General features: G+C 45.5%; 14 protein-coding genes. 7 read left to right on the top strand and 7 right to left on the bottom strand.

Annotation, left to right across the window (positions count from 1 at the left end):
* Positions 1–4: 4 nt before the first annotated feature.
* The 4 genes from ACN6KS_RS25695 to ACN6KS_RS25680 form a co-directional block, all read right to left on the bottom strand.
* Positions 5–1,954 carry a glycosyltransferase gene (locus tag ACN6KS_RS25695; RefSeq protein ID WP_440960771.1) on the bottom strand — a complete coding sequence of 650 codons (1,950 nt, stop codon included), beginning with the start codon at positions 1,952–1,954 and terminating at the stop codon, positions 5–7.
* 14 nt (positions 1,955–1,968) lie between these two features.
* Positions 1,969–3,390: a tetratricopeptide repeat-containing glycosyltransferase family 2 protein gene (locus tag ACN6KS_RS25690; protein ID WP_341135697.1), complete on the bottom strand. Its 1,422-nt coding sequence runs from the start codon at positions 3,388–3,390 to the stop codon at positions 1,969–1,971.
* Positions 3,387–5,432: a glycosyltransferase gene (locus tag ACN6KS_RS25685; protein WP_440960770.1), complete on the bottom strand. Its 2,046-nt coding sequence runs from the start codon at positions 5,430–5,432 to the stop codon at positions 3,387–3,389. Before ACN6KS_RS25685 ends, ACN6KS_RS25690 begins: the two co-directional genes overlap by 4 nt.
* 153 nt (positions 5,433–5,585) lie before the next feature.
* Complete coding sequence (locus ACN6KS_RS25680; protein ID WP_440960769.1) at positions 5,586–7,448, bottom strand: beta strand repeat-containing protein; 1,863 nt, start codon at positions 7,446–7,448, stop codon at positions 5,586–5,588.
* Between the two features lie 576 nt (positions 7,449–8,024).
* Between ACN6KS_RS25680 and ACN6KS_RS25675 the strand changes: the two genes are divergently transcribed.
* The 4 genes from ACN6KS_RS25675 (at position 8,025) to ACN6KS_RS25660 (ending at position 13,228) form a co-directional block, all read left to right on the top strand.
* Positions 8,025–8,561, top strand: coding sequence for a hypothetical protein (locus ACN6KS_RS25675; protein WP_440960768.1), 537 nt, complete (start codon positions 8,025–8,027; stop codon positions 8,559–8,561).
* Between the two features lie 17 nt (positions 8,562–8,578).
* Positions 8,579–9,160 carry a hypothetical protein gene (locus tag ACN6KS_RS25670; RefSeq protein WP_094874793.1) on the top strand — a complete coding sequence of 194 codons (582 nt, stop codon included), beginning with the start codon at positions 8,579–8,581 and terminating at the stop codon, positions 9,158–9,160.
* Between the two features lie 151 nt (positions 9,161–9,311).
* Positions 9,312–9,977 (top strand): alpha/beta hydrolase, encoded by a 666-nt coding sequence (locus ACN6KS_RS25665; protein WP_042191649.1) that lies wholly within the window; start codon positions 9,312–9,314, stop codon positions 9,975–9,977.
* A gap of 263 nt (positions 9,978–10,240) precedes the next feature.
* Positions 10,241–13,228 carry a carbohydrate binding domain-containing protein gene (locus ACN6KS_RS25660; RefSeq protein WP_440960767.1) on the top strand — a complete coding sequence of 996 codons (2,988 nt, stop codon included), beginning with the start codon at positions 10,241–10,243 and terminating at the stop codon, positions 13,226–13,228.
* A 118-nt stretch (positions 13,229–13,346) separates the two neighbouring features.
* Here ACN6KS_RS25660 and ACN6KS_RS25655 read toward each other — a convergent pair whose 3' ends face one another.
* Complete coding sequence (locus ACN6KS_RS25655) at positions 13,347–14,378, bottom strand: LacI family DNA-binding transcriptional regulator (protein WP_094878967.1); 1,032 nt, start codon at positions 14,376–14,378, stop codon at positions 13,347–13,349.
* A 121-nt stretch (positions 14,379–14,499) separates the two neighbouring features.
* Between ACN6KS_RS25655 and ACN6KS_RS25650 the strand changes: the two genes are divergently transcribed.
* On the top strand, positions 14,500–16,200 hold the full coding sequence (locus ACN6KS_RS25650) for an alpha amylase N-terminal ig-like domain-containing protein (RefSeq protein ID WP_440960766.1): 1,701 nt from the start codon (positions 14,500–14,502) through the stop codon (positions 16,198–16,200).
* A 46-nt stretch (positions 16,201–16,246) separates the two neighbouring features.
* Here the strand turns inward: ACN6KS_RS25650 and ACN6KS_RS25645 are convergent, their stop codons facing one another.
* Positions 16,247–17,305 (bottom strand): M23 family metallopeptidase, encoded by a 1,059-nt coding sequence (locus ACN6KS_RS25645; protein ID WP_440962445.1) that lies wholly within the window; start codon positions 17,303–17,305, stop codon positions 16,247–16,249.
* Between the two features lie 294 nt (positions 17,306–17,599).
* Between ACN6KS_RS25645 and lipA the strand changes: the two genes are divergently transcribed.
* On the top strand, positions 17,600–18,505 hold the full coding sequence (lipA, locus tag ACN6KS_RS25640; RefSeq protein ID WP_094874781.1) for a lipoyl synthase: 906 nt from the start codon (positions 17,600–17,602) through the stop codon (positions 18,503–18,505).
* 315 nt (positions 18,506–18,820) lie between these two features.
* Positions 18,821–19,498, top strand: coding sequence for a YutD family protein (locus ACN6KS_RS25635; RefSeq protein WP_280787903.1), 678 nt, complete (start codon positions 18,821–18,823; stop codon positions 19,496–19,498).
* Positions 19,499–19,621: 123 nt separating this feature from the next.
* Here ACN6KS_RS25635 and ACN6KS_RS25630 read toward each other — a convergent pair whose 3' ends face one another.
* Complete coding sequence (locus ACN6KS_RS25630; protein WP_094873290.1) at positions 19,622–21,061, bottom strand: S41 family peptidase; 1,440 nt, start codon at positions 21,059–21,061, stop codon at positions 19,622–19,624.
* Positions 21,062–21,066 lie beyond the last annotated feature (5 nt).

Genomic DNA, 21,066 nt, shown 5'->3' with positions numbered 1-21,066 from the left:
TCGGTTAGATCTGACTGGCAGATCTGACGAGCAACCCCCATGGGATATGACCTGAGGGTATTCCATGGGGGGAAGCTTTTGCAGCGAGCATAAGCTTATAGTATGAGAGTCCCACTGCAGCGGTAGTTCCCCCATTTCTGCGCACAGCCATTTCATCTGATAAAGCGATCTTTGGAGTTTCCCCACAGGAGCAAGCCATTGCCACATATAATAGCCATTCGGCGCAGTCCGTCGAAGCATTATAATGAGGGGGTTGACTGAGATAGATGGAACACCACTGTTCCTTTACGGGGATAGGAGCCTCAAGCAATCCATAGAATAAGGGCTGCGGCAGTTTGCACCATTGGAAGGAAGATCCCTCTGAATGACGATAGAGCGTTAATACACTGTCCCAAGCACCGACCTGAAGCAGCAATTGTATAGCATAGCTCAGATCAGGAAGAGAAGGCTTAATGTCAGAACGACTTGTTAAAATATGATGAATCGTTAGGATCCCTGGTCTGTATGGTGATATGGAGACAACCCACTTCTTGGCTGATTCATTATCTCCAGCACGGCAAGACAAAGCCCAGAGATAACCGAGTATTGATGAATGTTCGGAAAGAAGAGATGGATTATGAAGGAGCTGCTCAAGGGGGGCGAGGGTGTGTTCCTCCTCTTGCTGCTGAGTACAAGCAAAGAAAGCCTGCACAATGGTTTGAACGGTTAGCGGTAGCTGCGAAGCAAAAGAGAGAGTGGTCAGCCATTCAAAATCACGAGCATTGAGCGCCGCGGGCACGAGATAGCCTAAAGTAATTGGTGAGAGAGTGTGGATATGATAGCGGGTCAATGCGATCATACTTAACCTCTCTCCAGATAGCAGGCTTAGTGGGACAAGCTGTTTCCACGCATCCGTATAATCTGGTTTAAACTGTATAGCAGCCTCGTAGTGTTTCCGCGCATTTGGATATAGAAATAACTTCTCGCATACTCTGCCCGCTAGTAGTTCTGTTCGATACGTTCCACTTCCCGAAGAAGATGGATATGAAAGTGCTGTATCCCCACTCTTCAGTGCTTGCTGCAAGAAGTGTCTAGCTTGGCTTAGCTGTCCTTGTTCGAGTAATAAAGCAGCATAGCCCTCTAATAAATCAGTGAAATCGGGAAACAATAAGCTCCCCGCATGAAAGACTTCCGCAGATTCCTGCTGCCTGTTACATCGTTGTAAAGCATAGGCAGTCTTTAGATAAATATCGGAGGCATACCCGGATTGGGTTGAAACATCAGCGAGTAATGGAAGAAGTACATCTGCAGCTGTATGATATTGTTCCTGTTGATAATGCTCTACCCCTAGCGCATAACGAAGAATTAGATGGTTCGGTTGAAGCTGCAGACCACTATTGATGAGAGCTAAATTGCGCTGATATTTATTTTTGCGCTGCAGTTCATCTTCTAAATAACCATAGTGATAAATACGCAATTCAGCGTAAGCAATCTCCCCTGCAGGAAGCTCCCAAATGCTGCTGGCCGTCTCCTCATGAATGATTCCACGAAAGATGATTCTTCTATCGTTTCTGAACAGGCGGCAGACATGATCGGTAACAAAATCCGCTTCAGGGGCGTCACCGGTATAGTGGATAATGGGTAGCCAATATCCATGGATATGCGCTGCGTCCAGCAGGTGCTGGAGCTGCTCCTTCCTCCAATGATCTACAGCCTCATCGGCATCAAGTACCAGAATCCAAGGGGAAGTTGCATGCTTCAGACTTAGGTTTCGTGCTTTCGAGAAATCATTCTCCCAAGTCATATCGATGATCTTTGCACCGAACTTAAGTGCTATGTCTCTGCTATTATCCTCAGACCCGGTATCTACAATGATGATTTCTGATACGATTCCTTGCACAGAGGACAGGCATTTCTCCAAGTGGTTCGCCTCATTCTTAACGATCATACAAAGTGTGATCTCGGGTATAGTCATAGGAAACGTCCCTCCTATTCTGAAACTTTGTGTAGCGGAAGCGATAGGCGTGCTCTTTTGACTGCTGGAGAATAGGTAGCAGAAGAGGACAAGGAAGCAAGCAGACGATCCGCTAACAAAATCTGTGAACGCCCCTGCTCAGATGCTTGATTAAATGCCGCTTCTATAGAAATGGGCTGCTCTGTGGCATTTATCAGCTGTGCAGCTGCTTCATTACATCCCTCACTCTGTAATAATTCTAGGAGAATCCTGTTCTTAGTCACTGTGTAGTCTGGCAGATGAGCGAGGAACCAACCGTAAATTTCACTCTCGCGGCCTGCACATTTCAGGGCTCGTAGTAGCCGGGTAATGACGGGAGTCGGTTCGGGATGAAGCTGTGCGGTTTTGGTGTAACAAGCAATAGCTTCGGTCTCATCACCTATCTCTTCACATAATTGACCCAGCATATAATAGGTTAAATATGAACCAAATCCAGCCTCAGTATGGTAGCCGGGAGGAGCAGCTCCGATGACCAGCGCTTGCAGCAATGCTACTTTGGCTTCTGCAAATATACCTAACTGTAAGAGTAGGGCTCCTTTGATATGAGCTAAGTCTGGGTAATCCGGATGTGAGCTAATCCCGCGGTCACAAGCTGCAAGCGCCCCAGGGTAATCTTTTAATTCTGCAAGCGAGCGAATTTCATATTTGTGCAGCAGGTGGATGTAACTTGTATCAGGCGGTGCCTCTTCTAGTGATTGTTGGATATGATTTAGAGCAGGGTGATACTCCCCAAGACGCATATACTCAACAGCCATATTAAAATGGTGAAAAGGATCTTTAGGATTTAACCTTAGCTGTTCTTTCAGCAGCTCGACATTTCGTTTGATTTTATCTTTCTTGATCACTACCCCTTCTGCGTAACCATAATGATGGATGACAACAGTGGTCAGATGCATCGGTGCCTGGGGTGTAGCTGTTATGATAGCCTCAGCAATCTGTTCGTGGATGATACCGCTAAACCGGTACTTAGGACGATTACGAAACATCCGAATAATCGGATTGACGGTGATCGTTTGTGAAGTGGGGGTTAGCCCTTTATGATTATGAATGCGTAGGAAAAATGCCTCGTACTCCATATGCTCAGCACATAGCAGTAATTCTCCCTTGCTCTCCTCACTTAATTCCTCATCTCCATCTAGAACGAGAATCCATTGTCCATGGGCCTGCTGGAGACCTGCGTTGCGGGCAGCAGCAAAGTCGCCGCTCCAAGGGTGCTGTATGATTTTAGCCCCGAAGTTTAGGGCAATTTGAACCGAAGCGTCGGTGGATCCAGTATCGACTACAATGATCTCATCGACGACTCCCCGTACGCTTTTTAAACATTGGCTCAAGCTATCTCCTTCGTTCTTAACGATCATGCATAAGGAAATTAGCGGCTTTCTTCTTGAATGGTTCATAGGGAAGATCTCCCTTCGCTCTGACGTAAGCTCCACTGAGTGTGCCAAGATGTACGATTCAGCAAGGTAATGGATTTACGGATAGCTCCGATATCCTCTTGCAATGGGCCATGAGCATGGGCATCATTTAAATTTTGTAGAGCATCTTCCATACTCAGCTTCGCTTGCTGAAGATAACAGAGGGATAAGCCGATCCTTGCGGATTCATGCTCAGGCTCTTGTTCCAGCGCTTGCTGAAACCATTCACTGGCCTCGGAATAATGCCCTTTGTCAAAGATCATCTCACCAATATAAAAAAGCACGTTTGCATCGGCGATCTTATCACGAACAAGTACAATAAATTCCTCTCCTGCGGCCTGCCAATCTCCTTCTTTATATAATGCTGTGGCAAATTCAGATCGATAAGCAGGGAACAGGTCTACTAAAGTATGACTAAGTGTGAGCTGATGTAGCTTTACGGATAACCCAATGAGGTCTGAAAGGAATGGTGCATATAAGTGATCTGCTTCTATTTCTGATGGACATGACTCCTCTTGTTGTCGTTGGCATCGCTCGATGTATTCCAGACCAGAACGAAGTTCGTTGGATGTAAACGTGAGCAGGTCGTTCTTGAATTCCCCGTATAACTCCCATTGGCAAATGGCATAGAGGGTATACCACTGCTTTTGATGCTCTAAACCAAGGTGATCTTGGGAAACTAGTGAGGTCATCTGCCCAATAGCTGTACTCGCGTCTTCTAATTTGCCGGTGATGATGAGTGAAGAGATGATTGCATATGCAGTATCCAATTCCAATGGAAAAATATCTCGGGATAAGGTGGTTATGGTTTCATAAGCATTTATCTCATATAAACTGTCAATGATCGCGGATCTACGGACTGAAGTAGTTGGGGGAACAAGTTGGATCAGTAAAGTGGCGATTTCCTCATCGGGTACAGCTAGACGTTGAAAAGCAGCAGCAATTCCCTGCAAGGCGGGCGTATATAAAGAATGGTGTTGAAGTGCACGATGAAAAAATCTTGCAGCATCCTCAAGAAGACCAAGCCGCTGTGAGATTAAACCCATCCGGTATAGGGGGCGAAAGGTGCTCATTCCTTGCTCACAGACATATTTTCCGCTAAGTATCTCATGTGCAGGAATGGACTCTGCATGTTGATAAGCTAATAGCGCTCGTTCCCAAAGTCCTTGGCTCTCTAAAGATTGGCCTAATAAAAAATGTAGATCAGGGTAGTCACCATAACGCTCCAGTTCAATCATCAGCAAGGGGTCAATCGCATTCATTTTTCCTTGCGCATGATAGATTTTGCAAAGATCCCTAATCATCGTAGGACGATAGGAGGCTTCAAGTGCTACATGGTGAAGGCCTTGGCGAAGCAACGTCTCAGCTTCCTGAAGACGACCTTCCTGACAGCAGTTTACTGCCAAATTATAGGAGTGGAAAGGATCGTCCGGATATTCGGTTAAAGCGAGGAGCAGCAGGTGCCTATTTCGATTGATTTTATCTTTTTGTGTCATGATTTCAGGTAAATATCCAAAGTGTATAATCTCAAGTGGACTGTGCTCAATTGCCGAGAGGTTATGTTTGCTAAGGATTGAAGTGTCAATTCCCTCATGAATTCTTCCGCTATATTGATAACCCTGTCCATTTCGGAATAAGCGAACTGCACTGTGTTTTACCTTATCTTCAGGTCGTACACCTACCCAATTATCAATGTTTACTGTAAAAGCCTGAGCTTGTGTATTCTGTAGAAGGCTGCGGAGTTCTGTAAGTGGGGTTAGTAAGCACTCATCGGCATCGAGGATAAGAATCCAATTCGTTGAGGCATGAACGAGCCCTTCATTACGAGCAGCTGCGAAATCGTCTGTCCATTCCCGTTGGAAGACTCTAGCCCCGTGTGCTTCGGCAATAGCTATGGATTCGTCAGTAGAACCCGTATCGATCATCACAATTTCATCAGCACCAGCTACGCTTGCGAGACAGTGAGGCAGGAGATCAGCTTCATCTTTTACGATGAGGTGGACGCCAAGCGTAATATTATTCACGGTTGTTCCTCCTTGGAAGGCATTATGTGGTTGATGCTCATATGTATAGCTGCTGACACAAGCATAAACGCCTTCGGTGTCCTTATAGTTAAAGAAAAAGCACATGGATATCCATGTACTCTTTCTTGTTACAACATATGATGGTCATCTGGATTACGTGCCCTGAGCATTGAAACTTACATTGATCGTGGATGCAGAGCCTGAATTGGCTGATTGGTAGGATAGGCGGGTATATTTCAGGAATCTGGCTGGCACTATGACATCGATAGAACCTGCTGCTAAAGGATTATCCCCCGTGGTATCGACAAAATAGTTCGCTCCATCAGCACTGATTTCCACACGTGTGTTGACTGGATTTGCCCCAGTATTGTTAATGAAGAAGGAATACGTTCCCAGCACGCTCGTAGTAACGGCCGGTAGAGGGGTATAGGTATTAGCGGTCGCAATGCCTGTAGTCGTCTGTTCAATAAAGCTGCGTTGGGATATAGAAGTCACACTACTTAGTGTACCGGCAGTAATTGTAGCGCCGAGTACGCTGGTGATAGTTCCGTTAAGGATGTTGGTGACCGTACCTGCGGAAGAGAGAGTACCGGCAGTAATTGTAGCGCCGAGTACGCTGGTGATAGTCCCGTTAAGGATGTTGGTGACCGTACCTGCGGAAGAGAGAGTACCGGCAGTAATTGTAGCGCCGAGTACGCTGGTGATAGTTCCGTTAAGGATGTTGGTGACCGTACCTGCGGAAGAGAGAGTACCGGCAGTAATTGTAGCGCCGAGTACGCTGGTGATAGTGCCGTTTAAGATGTTTGTAACTGTACCGGCGGATGATAATGTACCTGCGGTGATCGTAGCGCCAAGTACGCTGGTAATGGTGCCGTTTAAGATGTTGGTGACCGTACCTGCGGAAGAGAGAGTACCGGCAGTAATTGTAGCACCGAGTACGCTGGTAATGGTGCCGTTTAAGATGTTTGTAACTGTACCGGCGGATGATAATGTACCTGCGGTGATCGTAGCGCCGAGCACGCTGGTAATGGTGCCCTCAAGGATGTTAGTAATGGTACCTGCGGAAGAGAGAGTACCCGCTGTGATTGTAGCGCCAAGCACGCTAGTAATGGTGCCGTTTAAGATGTTTGTAACTGTTCCTGCGGATGATAATGTACCTGCTGTTATGGTTGCCCCAAGCACACTAGTGATTGTACCGGCTGTGATTGTAGCGCCAAGCACGCTGGTGATGGTACCCTCAAGAATGTTGGTAATGGTACCTGCGGAAGAGAGAGTGCCCGCAGTGATCGTAGCGCCAAGCACGCTGGTAATAGTGCCGTTAAGAATGTTGGTGACTGTACCTGCTGAGGACAAAGTACCCGCAGTGATTGTAGCGCCAAGCACGCTAGTAATGGTGCCGTTAAGAATGTTGGTGACTGTACCTGCTGAGGACAAAGTACCCGCAGTGATCGTAGCGCCAAGCACGCTGGTGATGGTGCCGTTAAGAATGTTGGTGACTGTACCTGCTGAGGACAAAGTACCCGCAGTGATTGTAGCGCCGAGCACGCTGGTGATGGTACCCTCAAGAATGTTGGTAATGGTACCTGCGGAAGAGAGAGTACCCGCAGTGATTGTAGCGCCAAGCACGCTAGTAATGGTGCCGTTAAGAATGTTGGTAATGGTACCTGCGGAAGAGAGAGTACCCGCAGTGATTGTAGCGCCAAGCACGCTAGTAATGGTGCCGTTAAGAATGTTGGTGACTGTACCTGCTGAGGACAAAGTACCCGCAGTGATCGTAGCGCCAAGCACGCTGGTAATAGTGCCGTTAAGAATGTTGGTGACTGTACCTGCTGAGGACAAAGTACCCGCAGTGATCGTAGCGCCAAGCACGCTGGAAATCGTACCATCTAGGATAATCGTCGTTAGATTTCCGCTGGGATCTGTAGTGAGCGGATGATCAACCAGGGTAGCATCCCGGCCAAATATAAGTGTTCGTAGATTATCAGGATTCGCTTGAAAAGAGCTATAGTTAGGCAAAGTTCCTCGTCCCTTCCTTATAAAATGATCAAGTGATACTTAAATACTGGGCTTGGACGTATACACAATCTTGCCTACACCCGTTGAATGTAGCGTGGAGGCGGTGGTTCGAGTCCACTAGCATTCTCATTTCTTTTAAAGCAACAATCTCTTCTGAATCTATAAAACAATCAAATCGATTCTGGCTGATCTTCAAGCGGAGACTAACAGAGTGAGCTCCCTCATTCTTAACTGAATAAGAGAGAATCGTTTTAGTTCCGCTTTTTTATGTTTTCTCTTGCTGCGCTTTTTAAGCTCCAGGCCAATACGGATTTCATTCACTTCCTACGGAATTTCTGGTGCTCAATCCATGAAAAGGCCCAAACCGTCGTTTGAGCCCTGTGCCTAAATAAACCGCAGTCCAATAAGCCGCAAACCGATAGGGACAATCCTTAGCCATTCGAATGGTGTGATATTAATATATGGTGGGAAAAAGGGGGTGACTGGGCAGGAAAAGCAAAATTACGCACATTCCCACAACCTGTTACTGAGATCGGCATAAAATGAGAAGAAGCATAAGTACGGGGAGGATATCTCATGCCTAACGACTCAGTATTCAATCAGAGCAGCCAGCCACTTTTTACAGAGCAAGTTAACACGTATGTTGCACCTGGTATAGATTCAGCTCCTGAGGGGGGAGCAGCCAAGGCGGGGCTATTGTTTGGATTCGCCTTTACTTCTACGGTAACGACGACTGCCCCCTTAGTAATTCAGATTAGTAATCCGGCAGGAAGCGGACGCACCTTGTATGTATCCCGTGTGACTGCCAGCTCAGCGACGGCGGCTGTTACTTTATCATTACTTCGGAACGCTACGGTCGCCGGGACTACCGTCACACCGATTAATTATAATTTTGGAAGTGCGTTAACTAGTGTTATGACGGCTAGAACCTCAACTGCAGCCCCTACTGGAAGTCCAGCCACGCTAGTATCTCTATTGTTGGCGGTCGGTCCGATCATTGTTGATTTTACAGGGCAAATTGTAGTTCCCCCCGGAAATTCCATTACTACCTCCATTACGATTGCATCGGGGTCCTCGGCGGCAACAACGTCTATCAGCTGGTGGGAATATTAGAAGCAGGAGGGATAAATATGCCTAATCAATTTGTATTTAATGACAACGATCAGCCTCTTTATGTGGATATGGTGAATACCTTCCAAGCGCCAGATATTAGCGCACCGCCTGAAATAAGCGCTTCGCAGGCTGCAGTCTTATATTCAACTAACACATCTGCGTCTAGTTTGGTCGTACTTAGTCTAATCTCCGCAATCGCTTCTATTCGGATTAGTAATGCTTCAGGCAGTGGAAAAACTGTGTATATCTCACGTATAAGCGGCAGTATTGGCGGTTCTTCCCTACTATCCGCAATGTCGGGTAGCTTTACAATTGTAAAAGGAGGGACGGTAACTTCACCTACAACATTAACGCCAACGAATAATAATTTGGGCAGCTCGGCGACGAGTGCGATGACCGTTCAGTCTTCCACAGCAGCCATTAGCGGGGGAACGACGCTTTTCAATTATCAATTGGCACCGGGGGCATTCTCACAGAACTTTACGGGCAGCATCATTGTCCCGCCGGGGACTGCTATTTGTGCTAACGTAACCTCATCCAGCTCCGCCGTAGGTTTAACGATTACCTCAGCGTTGGGTCTTCTTTGGTGGGAGCAATAGCGTTCTTGCTGCGAACCATTCACAGAGCTGAACCTTAACATCACTTGGGTTGAGGTTTTACATAAAAGGATGGAATGTATAGAAAATAAAGGGGATTGGCATTATACAATAAAGTTGTATATCAGATTGGTATGTGAAAAGAGGGACAATTATGGAAAGTTGTTTATTTATTCATGGCTTTACCGGAGGTGAGCATGAGATCTCTCCCTTGTCCCAGTTTATGGAGCAGCATAATTACCGTTCCAGAACGTTTACCCTGAAAGGGCATGGGGGGAGCAGGAATGATTTATTGCATTCGGATCGACATGATTGGCAACAGAGTGCTGAAGATGAATTGACAGAGCTGTTAAAGACGGATGAAGGTGTTCATCTGATTGGCTTTTCTACCGGTGCCCTTATTGCTTCACATCTTTCTGTACGGTATAAACCCTGGATCAAATCCCTTACTTTATTGTCCACTCCCGTATTTCCGCTGAATCCTGTGGAGATTCTTAAGACTCTTGGGAGCTTTTCCATGCTAAAAACGTATATTAATAAATTCACTTCAACGCCCCCAAGGGCGACGAGAGAGTTTCAACGATTGGTCCGGGAGAGTTTTTCAATCTATCCTCATATTGAGACTCCAACCTTGATCGTGCAGGGGAAGCGAGATCATCTGGTGAAGACTCGAAGCGCTGACTTCCTGCAACATACGATTCCTACAGCCCAAAAACAAGTGATAATGGTGGATAACAGTGGTCATATGGTTTGTCATTGTGAAGATAAGGACCGGATAATGAATGAAGTATTGCATTTTATTCAGAGTGTAGGAAGCTAAGCATATAAGGTGAATAATGAACTCCAAAGAGCCCCTAATAAGGAGGCTCTTTTTCTTGGGGATTTTATTTTTTATAGCTTGACAACGTATTCATAATCATGGTAATTTTTAGTAGGGAAACCGGTTTCCCTAAAATTATTTGTTTTTTGTGTTAAAGATATTAAAAACATTAGAGACATCACTGGGCGGGCTTGGTTTTTAATCAAGGAAGTAGGTTTTAGAATGTTTTGAATACGCTTTAATAAGAGAGGGAGATGCACGCAATGAAACGTAGGTTATGGTATGTACCCGTTCTAATTACATCTATTCTTCTTTCTACCGTGATTAATTTGTTTGTCTTAACACCGCAAAAAGCTGAAGCGGCAAGCATCGGCACGATTAATGAGAGCGACACTATTTATCAGATTATGGTTGACCGATTTAATGATGGAGATACTTCCAACAATGCTACGGGTGCGGCAATTCGCTATGGAGAAAACTCTGAGGAAGATTTCCGTTATATGAAAGGCGGAGACTGGCAGGGGATTATCGATAAGCTATCATATATTAAAAATATGGGCTATACCGCGATTTGGATTTCCCCAGTGGCTGAGCCACAAATGACTAACCGGGAAAACAACGGTTCCGGTAAAAATACAGCCTATCACGGATACAACGTTAAGAACCCTAACGCTGCCAATCCATACTTCGGAACGAAGGAGAAGCTGAAGGAGCTTGTGGACTCCGCACATGCACTTGGCATCAAAGTAGTGATTGACGTTGTGCCAAACCACGTCGGTGATTATATGCTAGGTTCCCAAGCCTATTATGATATCCCATCATTGCAGCCAGTGGCTCCGTTCAATAATCCAGCATGGTACCACCATAATGGAGATATTAACTGGTCTCTGGCGGATGGAAGATATGATCAGTGGGCGCAGGATTACTTAGAGAATCATGATTTGGGCGGGCTAGATGACATTGATTTCGATGTTCCTGCGGCTAAGCAGGCGATATTCGATTCCATCAAAGGCTGGTTTGATTATACAGGCGCTGACGGTGCGCGTGTGGATGCTGCCAAGCTGATGAAGCCAACAGATATCGGTGAACTACAAAATTATCTGGGCGTTAATACATTTGGCGAGAATTTCGACGGAAATGTTGAATTTGTCTCACGTTGGGTCGGAAACAACAAGGAATGGGGCATGCTCGATTTCCCAATGTTCTTCTCCGTACTTAACAGCTTTGCTTATGGGCAGTCTTTTGAGTCCAATATCAAAAGCACCTTGGCACAGGATTCCTACTACAATGGGAATGCCAATCACATGGTTACCTTTATCGACAATCATGACCGCAACCGTTTTCTAACGGAAGCCGGGGGAAGCGTTGATAAGCTGCAGAATGCTTTAACCTTTATTTTTACAGTTCGTGGAACACCAGTGGTCTTCCAAGGAACAGAGCAGAACAAAGGCAACGGCAACAGTCAGATCATGACAGGCGGTATTGCTGATACTTGGAACCGTTGGTCTATGGTGAAACGGGATGCAAGCGGAAACGTAATTGAGAACTATTTTAATGAAAATGCCAGCACCTACAAGCACGTAGCCAAACTTAATGAGATTCGTAAAAATAACCCAGCACTACGTACAGGTACTCAACGTGAAATGTGGGCTGCGCAGAACTTATATGCCTTCTCACGTCGTATCGACACTGGAACTAATCAAGGTCAAGAAGCTATTTCTGTATTTAGTAATCAATCTAGTGGTTCGCAAACGGTAACCATCCCGCTGCGCGCCGAGAGTAGTTTGACCGCAGGGACAGTTTTATATAATCAGCTGAATACTGCAGATACAGTGACTGTACAATCAGGCGGAGTAACTGGAAAGCAAATTACTGTAACTGTAGGAGCAAATTCAGCCAAAATCTATGCAAAACAACAACAACCTTCAGAAACAGTTCCTCCAACTACTCCGACCAATGTAACGGCAACTGTTCAGAATGCATCTAGCGCTTTGATCAGCTGGACGGCATCTACCGACAACGTAGGTGTAACTGGTTATGAAGTTTATCGTAATGGTGTTAAGGTAGGCACAACGGCGACTACTTCCTATACGGACAATGGTTTATCCGCTAGTACTACCTATAACTACACGGTAAAAGCATTTGATGCCGCAGGCAATCTATCTCTTCTTAGTGCGATTGCGTCTATTACAACACCAGCAGGGAACAGTGTCACGATTTACTATAAGCAAGGTTATACCTCGCCTTATATTCATTATCGCCCAGTAGGAGGTACATGGACGACATCTCCGGGTGTGGCTATACCTGTATCTGATGTAGCCGGATACAACAAAATAACGATTAATATCGGCTCCGCCAGCCAGCTTGAAGCATGCTTTAACAACGGCAGTGGCACATGGGACAGTAACGGGGGGAGCAACTATCTATTCGGTACTGGAACCTGGACTTATACGCCAACAGGAAGTATTACATCGGGTGGGCCAGTGACACCAACACCAACAGTAACACCGACACCGACAGTAACACCGACACCGACACCAACGCCAACACCAACAGTAACACCGACACCAACACCAACAGTAACACCGACACCAACGCCAACAGTAACACCAACAGTAACGCCAACAGTAACACCGACGACTACACCGACTGGCAACACTGCAACGATCTATTATAAGAATACGGCTTACAGTAGCTCTTATATTCATTACAAGCTGGATGGGGCGACAGTCTGGACGACGGCTCCTGGTGAACAGCTTCAAGCTTCTTCTTTCCCAGGATATAAGTCGATTACAATTCAGCTGGGCACTGCTGCCGGACTGACCGCAGCCTTTAATAATGGCAGTGGTACATGGGATAACAACGGCAGCAGTAATTACCATTTTGATGCTGGAACCTGGAGTCTGGTGAACGGAAGTATTAGCGCAGGGGAACCTCAAGCAGACAGTGTGACGTTTCGTGTAAATGTTCCAGCGTCTACTCCGGCGAGCGGACCTCTGTATCTCACCGGTACCTTCAACAGCTGGAATGCAGCGGATCCAGTCTATCAACTGACTAAAGGTAGTGATGGGGTATATTCCATCACACTGAGCTTACCAGCAGGAACAGCGGTGCAATATAAAGTTACGCGGGGCGCTTGGACTAATGTGGAGGTAAACTCGAACGGATCGGATATTTCCAATCGAACGCTTACACCAGCAGGCGGCGCACAAACAGTGAATCTGACCGTTCAGCGTTGGAAAGATCTATGAGTTGCTACTCAAGTGGATCATAATACCTTTCACATGACAAGGAGCGGCCCCCGTGTGGGGCCGCTCCTTGGTAAGTAGTATGAAGCATTTTCATTGCAGAAGATACAGAGTAGTCCAATTACGAAGTTACTCCAGAGAATTTAGTTCTCATCGTAGATTCACGAGGAATTAGTTCTGGCTCTAGTAGCAAATGTTTGTGGGGCGCATCATTGCCACGAATGCGTTCCATCAGTAGCTGCCCTGAAGATACACCCAGCTTGAACGTATCGATATTAAGCGAAGTTAAAGGAGGTGTTGTGTAACGAGACAACGGATATTCATCAAAAGCGGCGATGCCGAGTTCTGATGGAACATCAATTCCGAGTGCTTTTGCGGCTTGAAGTACCCCAAAGGCTACATAACTGTTCATACACACTACAGAGTCTGGACGTTCTTCACGCTGCAGAAGCTCAAGTGCTGCATGATAGCTATCATGTTCATCAGCCTTGCAGTTAATGATCCATTGCTGAGGAACGATAAGGTCAGCCTGCTGTAATGCGCTTAAGTATCCACTTAGGCGATGTGTATAAATTTTTTCCTGCTGCTGCCCGCCTATGAAGGCTATCTTTGAATAACCTTGTTCGATGAGATGCTCGGTTAGCATGCTGCCGCCTGCTTCATTATCGAAATCAACCCAACTTCCGGGGGCCATAATCTCTCCAATGGAGATGTAAGGAAACTCCAGTTGATTTAGTTCTTCAGAAAGTTCTTCAGTCAGCACGGAGTTGTTGGCAATAATACCGTCGACACGTTTGCTAAACACAAGCCTATTTAGAAAATGGCCTTCTGGACTGCTATGTTGCACATTGGAAATGGTCAGCTCGTATTTTAAAGGTGCAATTACGCTCTCGATTCCACCAATAATGTTGTAAAAGAATTGGTTCAGAAACTCACTTTCTTTAGACATATCGACCAGTAAGCCAATATTGCAGCTGCTTTGTCTAGCTAACCCAGTAGCGATACTGCTTGGCGTGTAATTCATTTGCTTCATAATCTCTCGAACCTTTTGTTTCGTTTCCTGTGATATTTTTGGGGAATCATTTAGTACTTTAGATACAGTGGATTTAGCCACATTGGCTGCTTTAGCAATATCAGAAATTGTTACTTTCATCTTCGTCCCTCATAACTTGAAAACGGTATTTGTAACCATAATAACACAAATTTAGCAGTCTCTCTAATGATGTATGAACAGATAGATAGAACGATAAAAGTATAGAAGGAGTCCATAAGTTATGCCTCAATCATGGTTTGTCTATCATACAAGTGAAGATCCATTTGCCTATCCTGTAGGTACAGGGACCCTGAAGCTAAGATTATTTACACAAGCTGGACAGCAATTATCCTGTACCGTAATCCACTCGGATCGTTATGATTCTCCGGGGCAAGAAGTTCCTTTGCAGATGGAGCGGATCGGGTCGGCCGGTATTTATGAGATTCACGAAGCAATTATTCAGACCAGCACTAGAAGGAGCAGGTATCTATTCCATGTAGCGAATGCTGCGGGGCAATATGTCTGGTATGGAGAGAGGGGCGCGTCGGAGAATCGGGAACGTGCAGGTTCTTTTCAATATGCATACATTCACCATTCTGAGGCTATGAAGTTACCTTTATGGAGCCAGGATGCGGTGACCTATCAAATTTATCCTAGCAGCTACAATGGTGGAACTCTAAAAGGCATTACGGACAAAATACCTTATCTACAGCAGCTTGGTGTGAACACTATTTACATGACGCCTGTATTTGCGTCTCCTTCTGAGCATAAATATAACACCTCCGATTATTATAAGATCGATCCTGCGTTTGGCGATGTAGATGGGTTGAAGACGCTAGTCAGTGAGGCACATCGTCATGGAATTAAGGTCATTTTGGATGCCGTGTTTAATCATTCGGGAGATCAATTCTTTGCGTTTAAAGATGTAATGGAAAAGGGCGAACAGTCTCCATATAAAGATTGGTTTTTTATTCGTTCTTTTCCCATTACACAGACGCCTGCCCCGAATTATGAAACATTCGCTAAAGCTGAAGCGCATATGCCTAAGCTGAATATGGATCATCCTGACACGGCTAAATATATGATAGAGGTTGCGAAGTATTGGATTCGTGAAACTGCGATCGATGGCTGGCGTCTTGATGTAGCGAATGAGGTCAACCCGGATTTTTGGTCCCGGTTTCGGCAAGAGCTCAAGTCTGAATTTCCTGAAATTCTACTTATTGGGGAGATAATGCACGCTTCTGGGCCTTGGCTTAGAGGGGATCAATTCGATGGTGGCATGAATTATGTGCTTCGGGATGCTGTGCTGGAATTCTTTGCAGAGCAGTCAACAGGGCCAGATCGCTTTATGGAGCAAGTACTCCATCAGGAGGCGTTGTATAATGACCAGGCCAATTCGGCGATGTTTCAATTGATTGGCAGTCATGATACGCTGCGTTTTCTTACAGCATGTAAGGAAGGGGGACGTGGCTGGGACCGTGAGAGTACGGCAATACAGCGCATGAGGTTGGCCGTTTTTTTTCAGATGACTTATATCGGTATTCCGATGATCTATTATGGGGATGAGGTTGGGATGGAAGGAGCTACGGACCCTCACTGTAGAAAAGCTATGGTATGGCAAGAGCAAGCTCAAAATACTGCGCTGCTGAAGTGGTATCAAGAGCTGATTTTCCTGAGAAAAAGCTGTGATATTCTACGAAAAGGTAAGTTTCGTCCTTGGTTCACGGATGAAGTCCGTAATGTCTTCGGTTATATACGGGGGACGGGTCAAGAGAAAATAGGTTTAATTATCAATAATTCTCCGAACGCGTACGAGCTTGAGCTTAATGCATATCGTTCAGATAAGAATTTGCTAACCGATTTAATGTCAGGAGCTACTTTTAAAAATAATAACAAGCTTATATTGAGCATTGAACCGTTTGGTTGCTTGATGTTGTACTAAAAGGGTATAAGGCCTCTCTCTGAAGAAAGGGGCCTTATTGTTGTTCTTAATTCGTAGCACTTTTTTTATTTTTGTTCTTTCTGTCTCTATACTCCTGATTCTCCCATTGTTTTAGTAGTGGGAAGGGGTCAAAAGCCCATTCCGTAATCCCTCGGTCACGATAGATGCCAAAATGTAGATGTGGCGGGAATTTCCCTTGTGTTCCTGGATTACCGTAACCGGAGCTGCCGACCCAGCCAATGATCTCACCTGGTGAGACGATATCTCCACGTGAAATGGATTTGTTATACCCGGATAAGTGGGCGTAATAATGGTAACGGTTCTCGATATCGCGAATTCCAATTCTCCAGCCTCCATAGCGGTTCCAGCCTTTAGTTTCCACTAAGCCAATGCAGGTACTGCGTACCGGCATACCTTGCGGTGCAAAGAGGTCAGTTCCTTCGTGGATACGTGCCCCACCCCAGCTTCTGCCGGTTCCCCAGGTGCTACGATAAGAATAAGAATTACTTAAGGGAAGTGGAAAAGCATTACCTGATAGGTCAAGCCGCCCAAAATGTTCATATAGCTTGGCGAACTGAGCTATGCGCTGAGAGGCACGACCATTGTGATAATACTCCCAAATGCCAATGCTAAAATCATTAGCTGAATCACCATATTTCTGCAAGTGTCTAGCCATACTATATAGAACATCAGCATCATTCTCTGGATCGGCGATTCCATCTCCTGAGCCATCACGGCCGAAGCCGTTAAAGAAGGTGATGGATTCAGGAGAAGTATCCTCTTGATCCGGGTTGAGTGGACCGGACCATACGGGTGCTGGAATCATGATTCCAGTAAGACGGTTAGTGGCTGGTTTGTCTGAGGCCCCTTTTTTGGCGATGGTGCGTTCATATTGATCAATGGCTGCGAATCTAAACCAAGGGATTCCAGTGGCTGCGCTCAGTTGATCATAAATTCCCCTACGGGCAGACCATATGGATTCTTTGCTAGCATTAACAGGATTGCCGCTGCTTTCCACCGGTTGGACTGTAGCCTGTACTGCAGCTGCTGGAACGGGAAGGCCTAAACCACCCCAAAGGATAGCGGCCGCGGACAGACATAACATAGTTCTCCGGTGATTAGTATTCTTAAATAGGGCCAGCAAGATAACAGCCTCCTTTTGTCCGGGCGTAGAATTGAATGTAGGCACTTCGGATGAAGCTTTTATTATAGATTGAAGCAAAAGGCTACTTTTTATCCGTTCTTGTCTAAAGGTACCAGTAAATTCTTCGCCGGAATCGAAGATGGCAGACCCTGCATATTTCACAAAAACAGGCAATTGTAAAGCGCACATGTTATAATATGAGGCAGCATCTTTCATCTGCAGCATCACATTCAGGAGGAAGCGGGGTTTATTATTTTGACGAATAAAACAGCAAAGCAGCCTAAGCCGGATTGGATTAGAATCAAGCTAACTACCGGTGATAACTATCAGGAAATCAAGAGCATGATGCGTTCTAAAACTTTACATACCGTATGTGAAGAAGCTAGGTGTCCGAATATTTATGAATGCTGGGCCAATCGAACGGCTACCTTTATGATTCTTGGAGATATATGTACTCGCGCATGCCGTTTCTGCGCTGTAAATACAGGACTGCCAACAGAGCTGGACCTGCAGGAGCCTGAACGTGTAGCAGAAGCTGCAGAGGGAATGAACCTTCGCCATTGCGTGGTGACCAGTGTGGCCCGTGATGATCTTGCGGATGGTGGCGCCCAGATTTTTGCTGAGACGGTAGCGGCAATTCGTAAACGCCTTCCGTTATGTAGTGTTGAAGTATTGATTCCAGATTTCCTGGGAGAACGGAATAGTCTGGAGATTGTCATGAACAGTAATCCGGACATTCTTAACCATAATATCGAGACGGTGGAACGTATGTCAGACCGTGTACGGGCTAAAGCGAAGTATCGCCGTTCAATGGAACTTCTGCGTAGAGCCAAGGAAATGAAACCGGATATTCCTACCAAATCAAGCATTATGCTTGGGGTCGGTGAAGAGTGGGATGAGATTTTACAAGCAATGGATGATTTACGAGCCGTAAATTGTGATATATTGACTTTAGGACAATACTTGCAGCCTTCTCCAAAGCATTTGAATGTGGAGAAATATTATCCACCAGAGGAATTTGCGCTGCTTAAGGAAGAGGGATTGAAGCGCGGCTTTAGCCATGTGGAATCAGCCCCGCTTGTTCGCAGCTCTTATCGTGCGCATGAGCAGGTGAAATCCGCCGCTCAAGCTCGTGAGGAGCGCGTGGTTTCTTCTAGTTAATTTTTTTATTTTTCAAGGTAGCAGGGGGCTGAAGGAGCGAAGCGATCTGAGTCTCCCACCCCTAGGTTACACATAAAAAATCGTTGATTTGAGTCATTGGAGAGAAATGTTGGAGCTGTAGGAGCGGTAGCGTTCGCCTGAAAGCTTTCCGAAGGAAAGCTAGCATCGTAAGCATACACTGTTGATTGATTTCAACCGCTGATGCGGTTCAAATAAAAGAAATGAATCAACAACAGCGACCGAAAGCCCAATATTTCTCGGAAATGACGGTATAATCAACGCACCCTCCCCACAGAAAGGCAGGCGACAAAAGGTTTGATCGTTATAGGCGGAAAAGGCTACGAACTAATGTTAGATCATAAGGATGGTTGGAATCCGGAGGCGTTTCGCGGAAGATATAGCGAAGTGCTGGAAAGATACGACTACATTATTGGTGACTGGGGTTACAGTCAGCTGCGTTTGAAAGGCTTTTATCGGGACAACCACCCAAAGGTGAATCGGGATACAGCGATTTCTGGTATGGTCGATTATATTAATGAATATTGCAATTTTGGCTGCGCATATTTTGTGTTGCATAAGTTAAAAGAGGTACCACAAGAAGGTTTGTTCAAGGATATTCTGATCAAAGAAATACCAGAGCCGAGTGAGGAAGAAGATTCGGAGCTAGAAGCTGAAGATAATGATGGAGCGGCTATAGATAAGGAGCTTTCCTCTAAAGAACCATCATCTAAGCAAGGCTCGAATTCATCTGCTGCATTTAAAGAAATGACTTCTGCTAAGGAACGACCTTTGAGAGAACATCAAAGCCGAAATCACCGGGGGAAAGATTCGCAAGGGAAGAAATCCAAAAAGGAATTTCAAAGCAGACCACCCCAAGGTCAATCCCAAAAGCCCCAACATACACAAAAGCCTCAAAATAATCAGAACACACAGAACACAGAAAACACACAAAACACACAAAACACACAAAACATAGAAAATCCACAATCTTAATGATTAAAGCTGACCATAAGTAGAGTCCTTCTACGAATGAGACAGCTTTTTTCTTTTGAATAGACAGGTACAAAAAAGGCAGCAAACCTCCATCTCCGGAGAATTGTTGCCTTTTCTTATGGATTATTTTATAGATAATTTCAATTGCTTCTGTGTAGCATTGTAACTCCATACGAGTGCCGGAAACTTCTTCTTAAAGGCATTTAATTCAATGTAGGTCTCACCATTCTGAGATAGCGCCTCTTTGGAGGAAAGCGTAAAGCCGGTGGACGCGCCTGTTCCGCTCTTTACGATGACCTTCTTGTTCTTGGCATCCCAGGTGATTTCGCCCTCGACAAGTGCAGCCAGCACAAGCGATGAAGCATAAGTTTTATCACCCTGTTTCACAAGACCAACATTACCAGCAAAAGGAACGCCATTGATATTTAAGATATGATGATCTCCGGTGACTTCTAAAGTCTTCATTCCAGCAATCTGCAGGGCGGTAATCAGCTGTGCAGTTTTTCCCTTTACCTCAATATCCGGTGCGAGACCGATGTGATTAAAGTCTTCTTTTTTAGGTGTTAGATATTTCTGCGTGGTCAATTTCAGCATGTCGCCATTAGACACTGGAAGTAGGCTTTGAATACGCGCTTTGCCGTAAGAACGAGTGCCTACAACAGTAGCCAGCTTGTTGTCGCGCAGGGCCCCCGTAAGAGCTTCCGACGCACTTGCAGTGTATTCGTTGGTTATAATTACGACGGGCACACCAATTTTGCTGCCACTAGTAATCGTAACAGGAGTTAACGCGCCACTTTGATCAGAGGTATACATCATGATGCCTTTATCCATAAAACTAGAGGCAATGTTGTATGCCGAATCCATGTAGCCACCCAAGTTATCACGTAAATCAAGCACCATGGATTTCATGCCCGCTGCACGCATCTTCTTCAGCATAGCGGCGAATTCTTCATCAGAATTCTGTGTGAAACCACTTAGTGAAATATAGGCAATCTTCGGACCAATGAGGGTTCCAAAAACGGAAGTCGAGTTCAATTCATTTCGGGTGACAATATAAGATTTTGTGACCCCATTTCTGAGGATCAGCAGGGTGACCTTAGTGCCCGCGGCTCCACTCAGTTCCGAATCATCCGTTTCGTCAACAGGTATTCCGTTGATTTTGAGAATCGTATCGCCGCGTTTCAAGCCTGCCTTTTCAGCAGGAGAACCTGGAGAGATTTCTTCGATGTAGAGCTCTATCGGCGTATATTGAAGTTTAACACCGATTCCAACGTATTCGAGATCAACCGCATGTTCAAATTGCGCCGCTTCCTCGGAATTGAAGTATTGGCTGTATGGATCATCCAATGTGTTCACCATGCCGTCAATTGCTCCGCGAATCAAAATATCTTTATCTACATCTGAAAGGTTATAGTTCTCCAATAGCTTCATTACTTCATTAATAAGATCACTGTTGTCTGTGGAAGCTTTAGCGGCATCTGCGGCGGAAGCCAGTGGAGCAAATGTAATAGATAAAGCTAGACAGCTCGTTAACAGTGCACTTATTATTTTTTTTGATTTCATGGAAT

The organism is Paenibacillus nitricinens, from assembly GCF_052056485.1.
GTDB classification, from domain to species: domain Bacteria; phylum Bacillota; class Bacilli; order Paenibacillales; family Paenibacillaceae; genus Paenibacillus_AQ; species Paenibacillus_AQ nitricinens.
The sequence above is the reverse complement of the archived record's forward strand: the minus strand, read 5'-3'. Positions and strand labels throughout refer to the sequence as shown.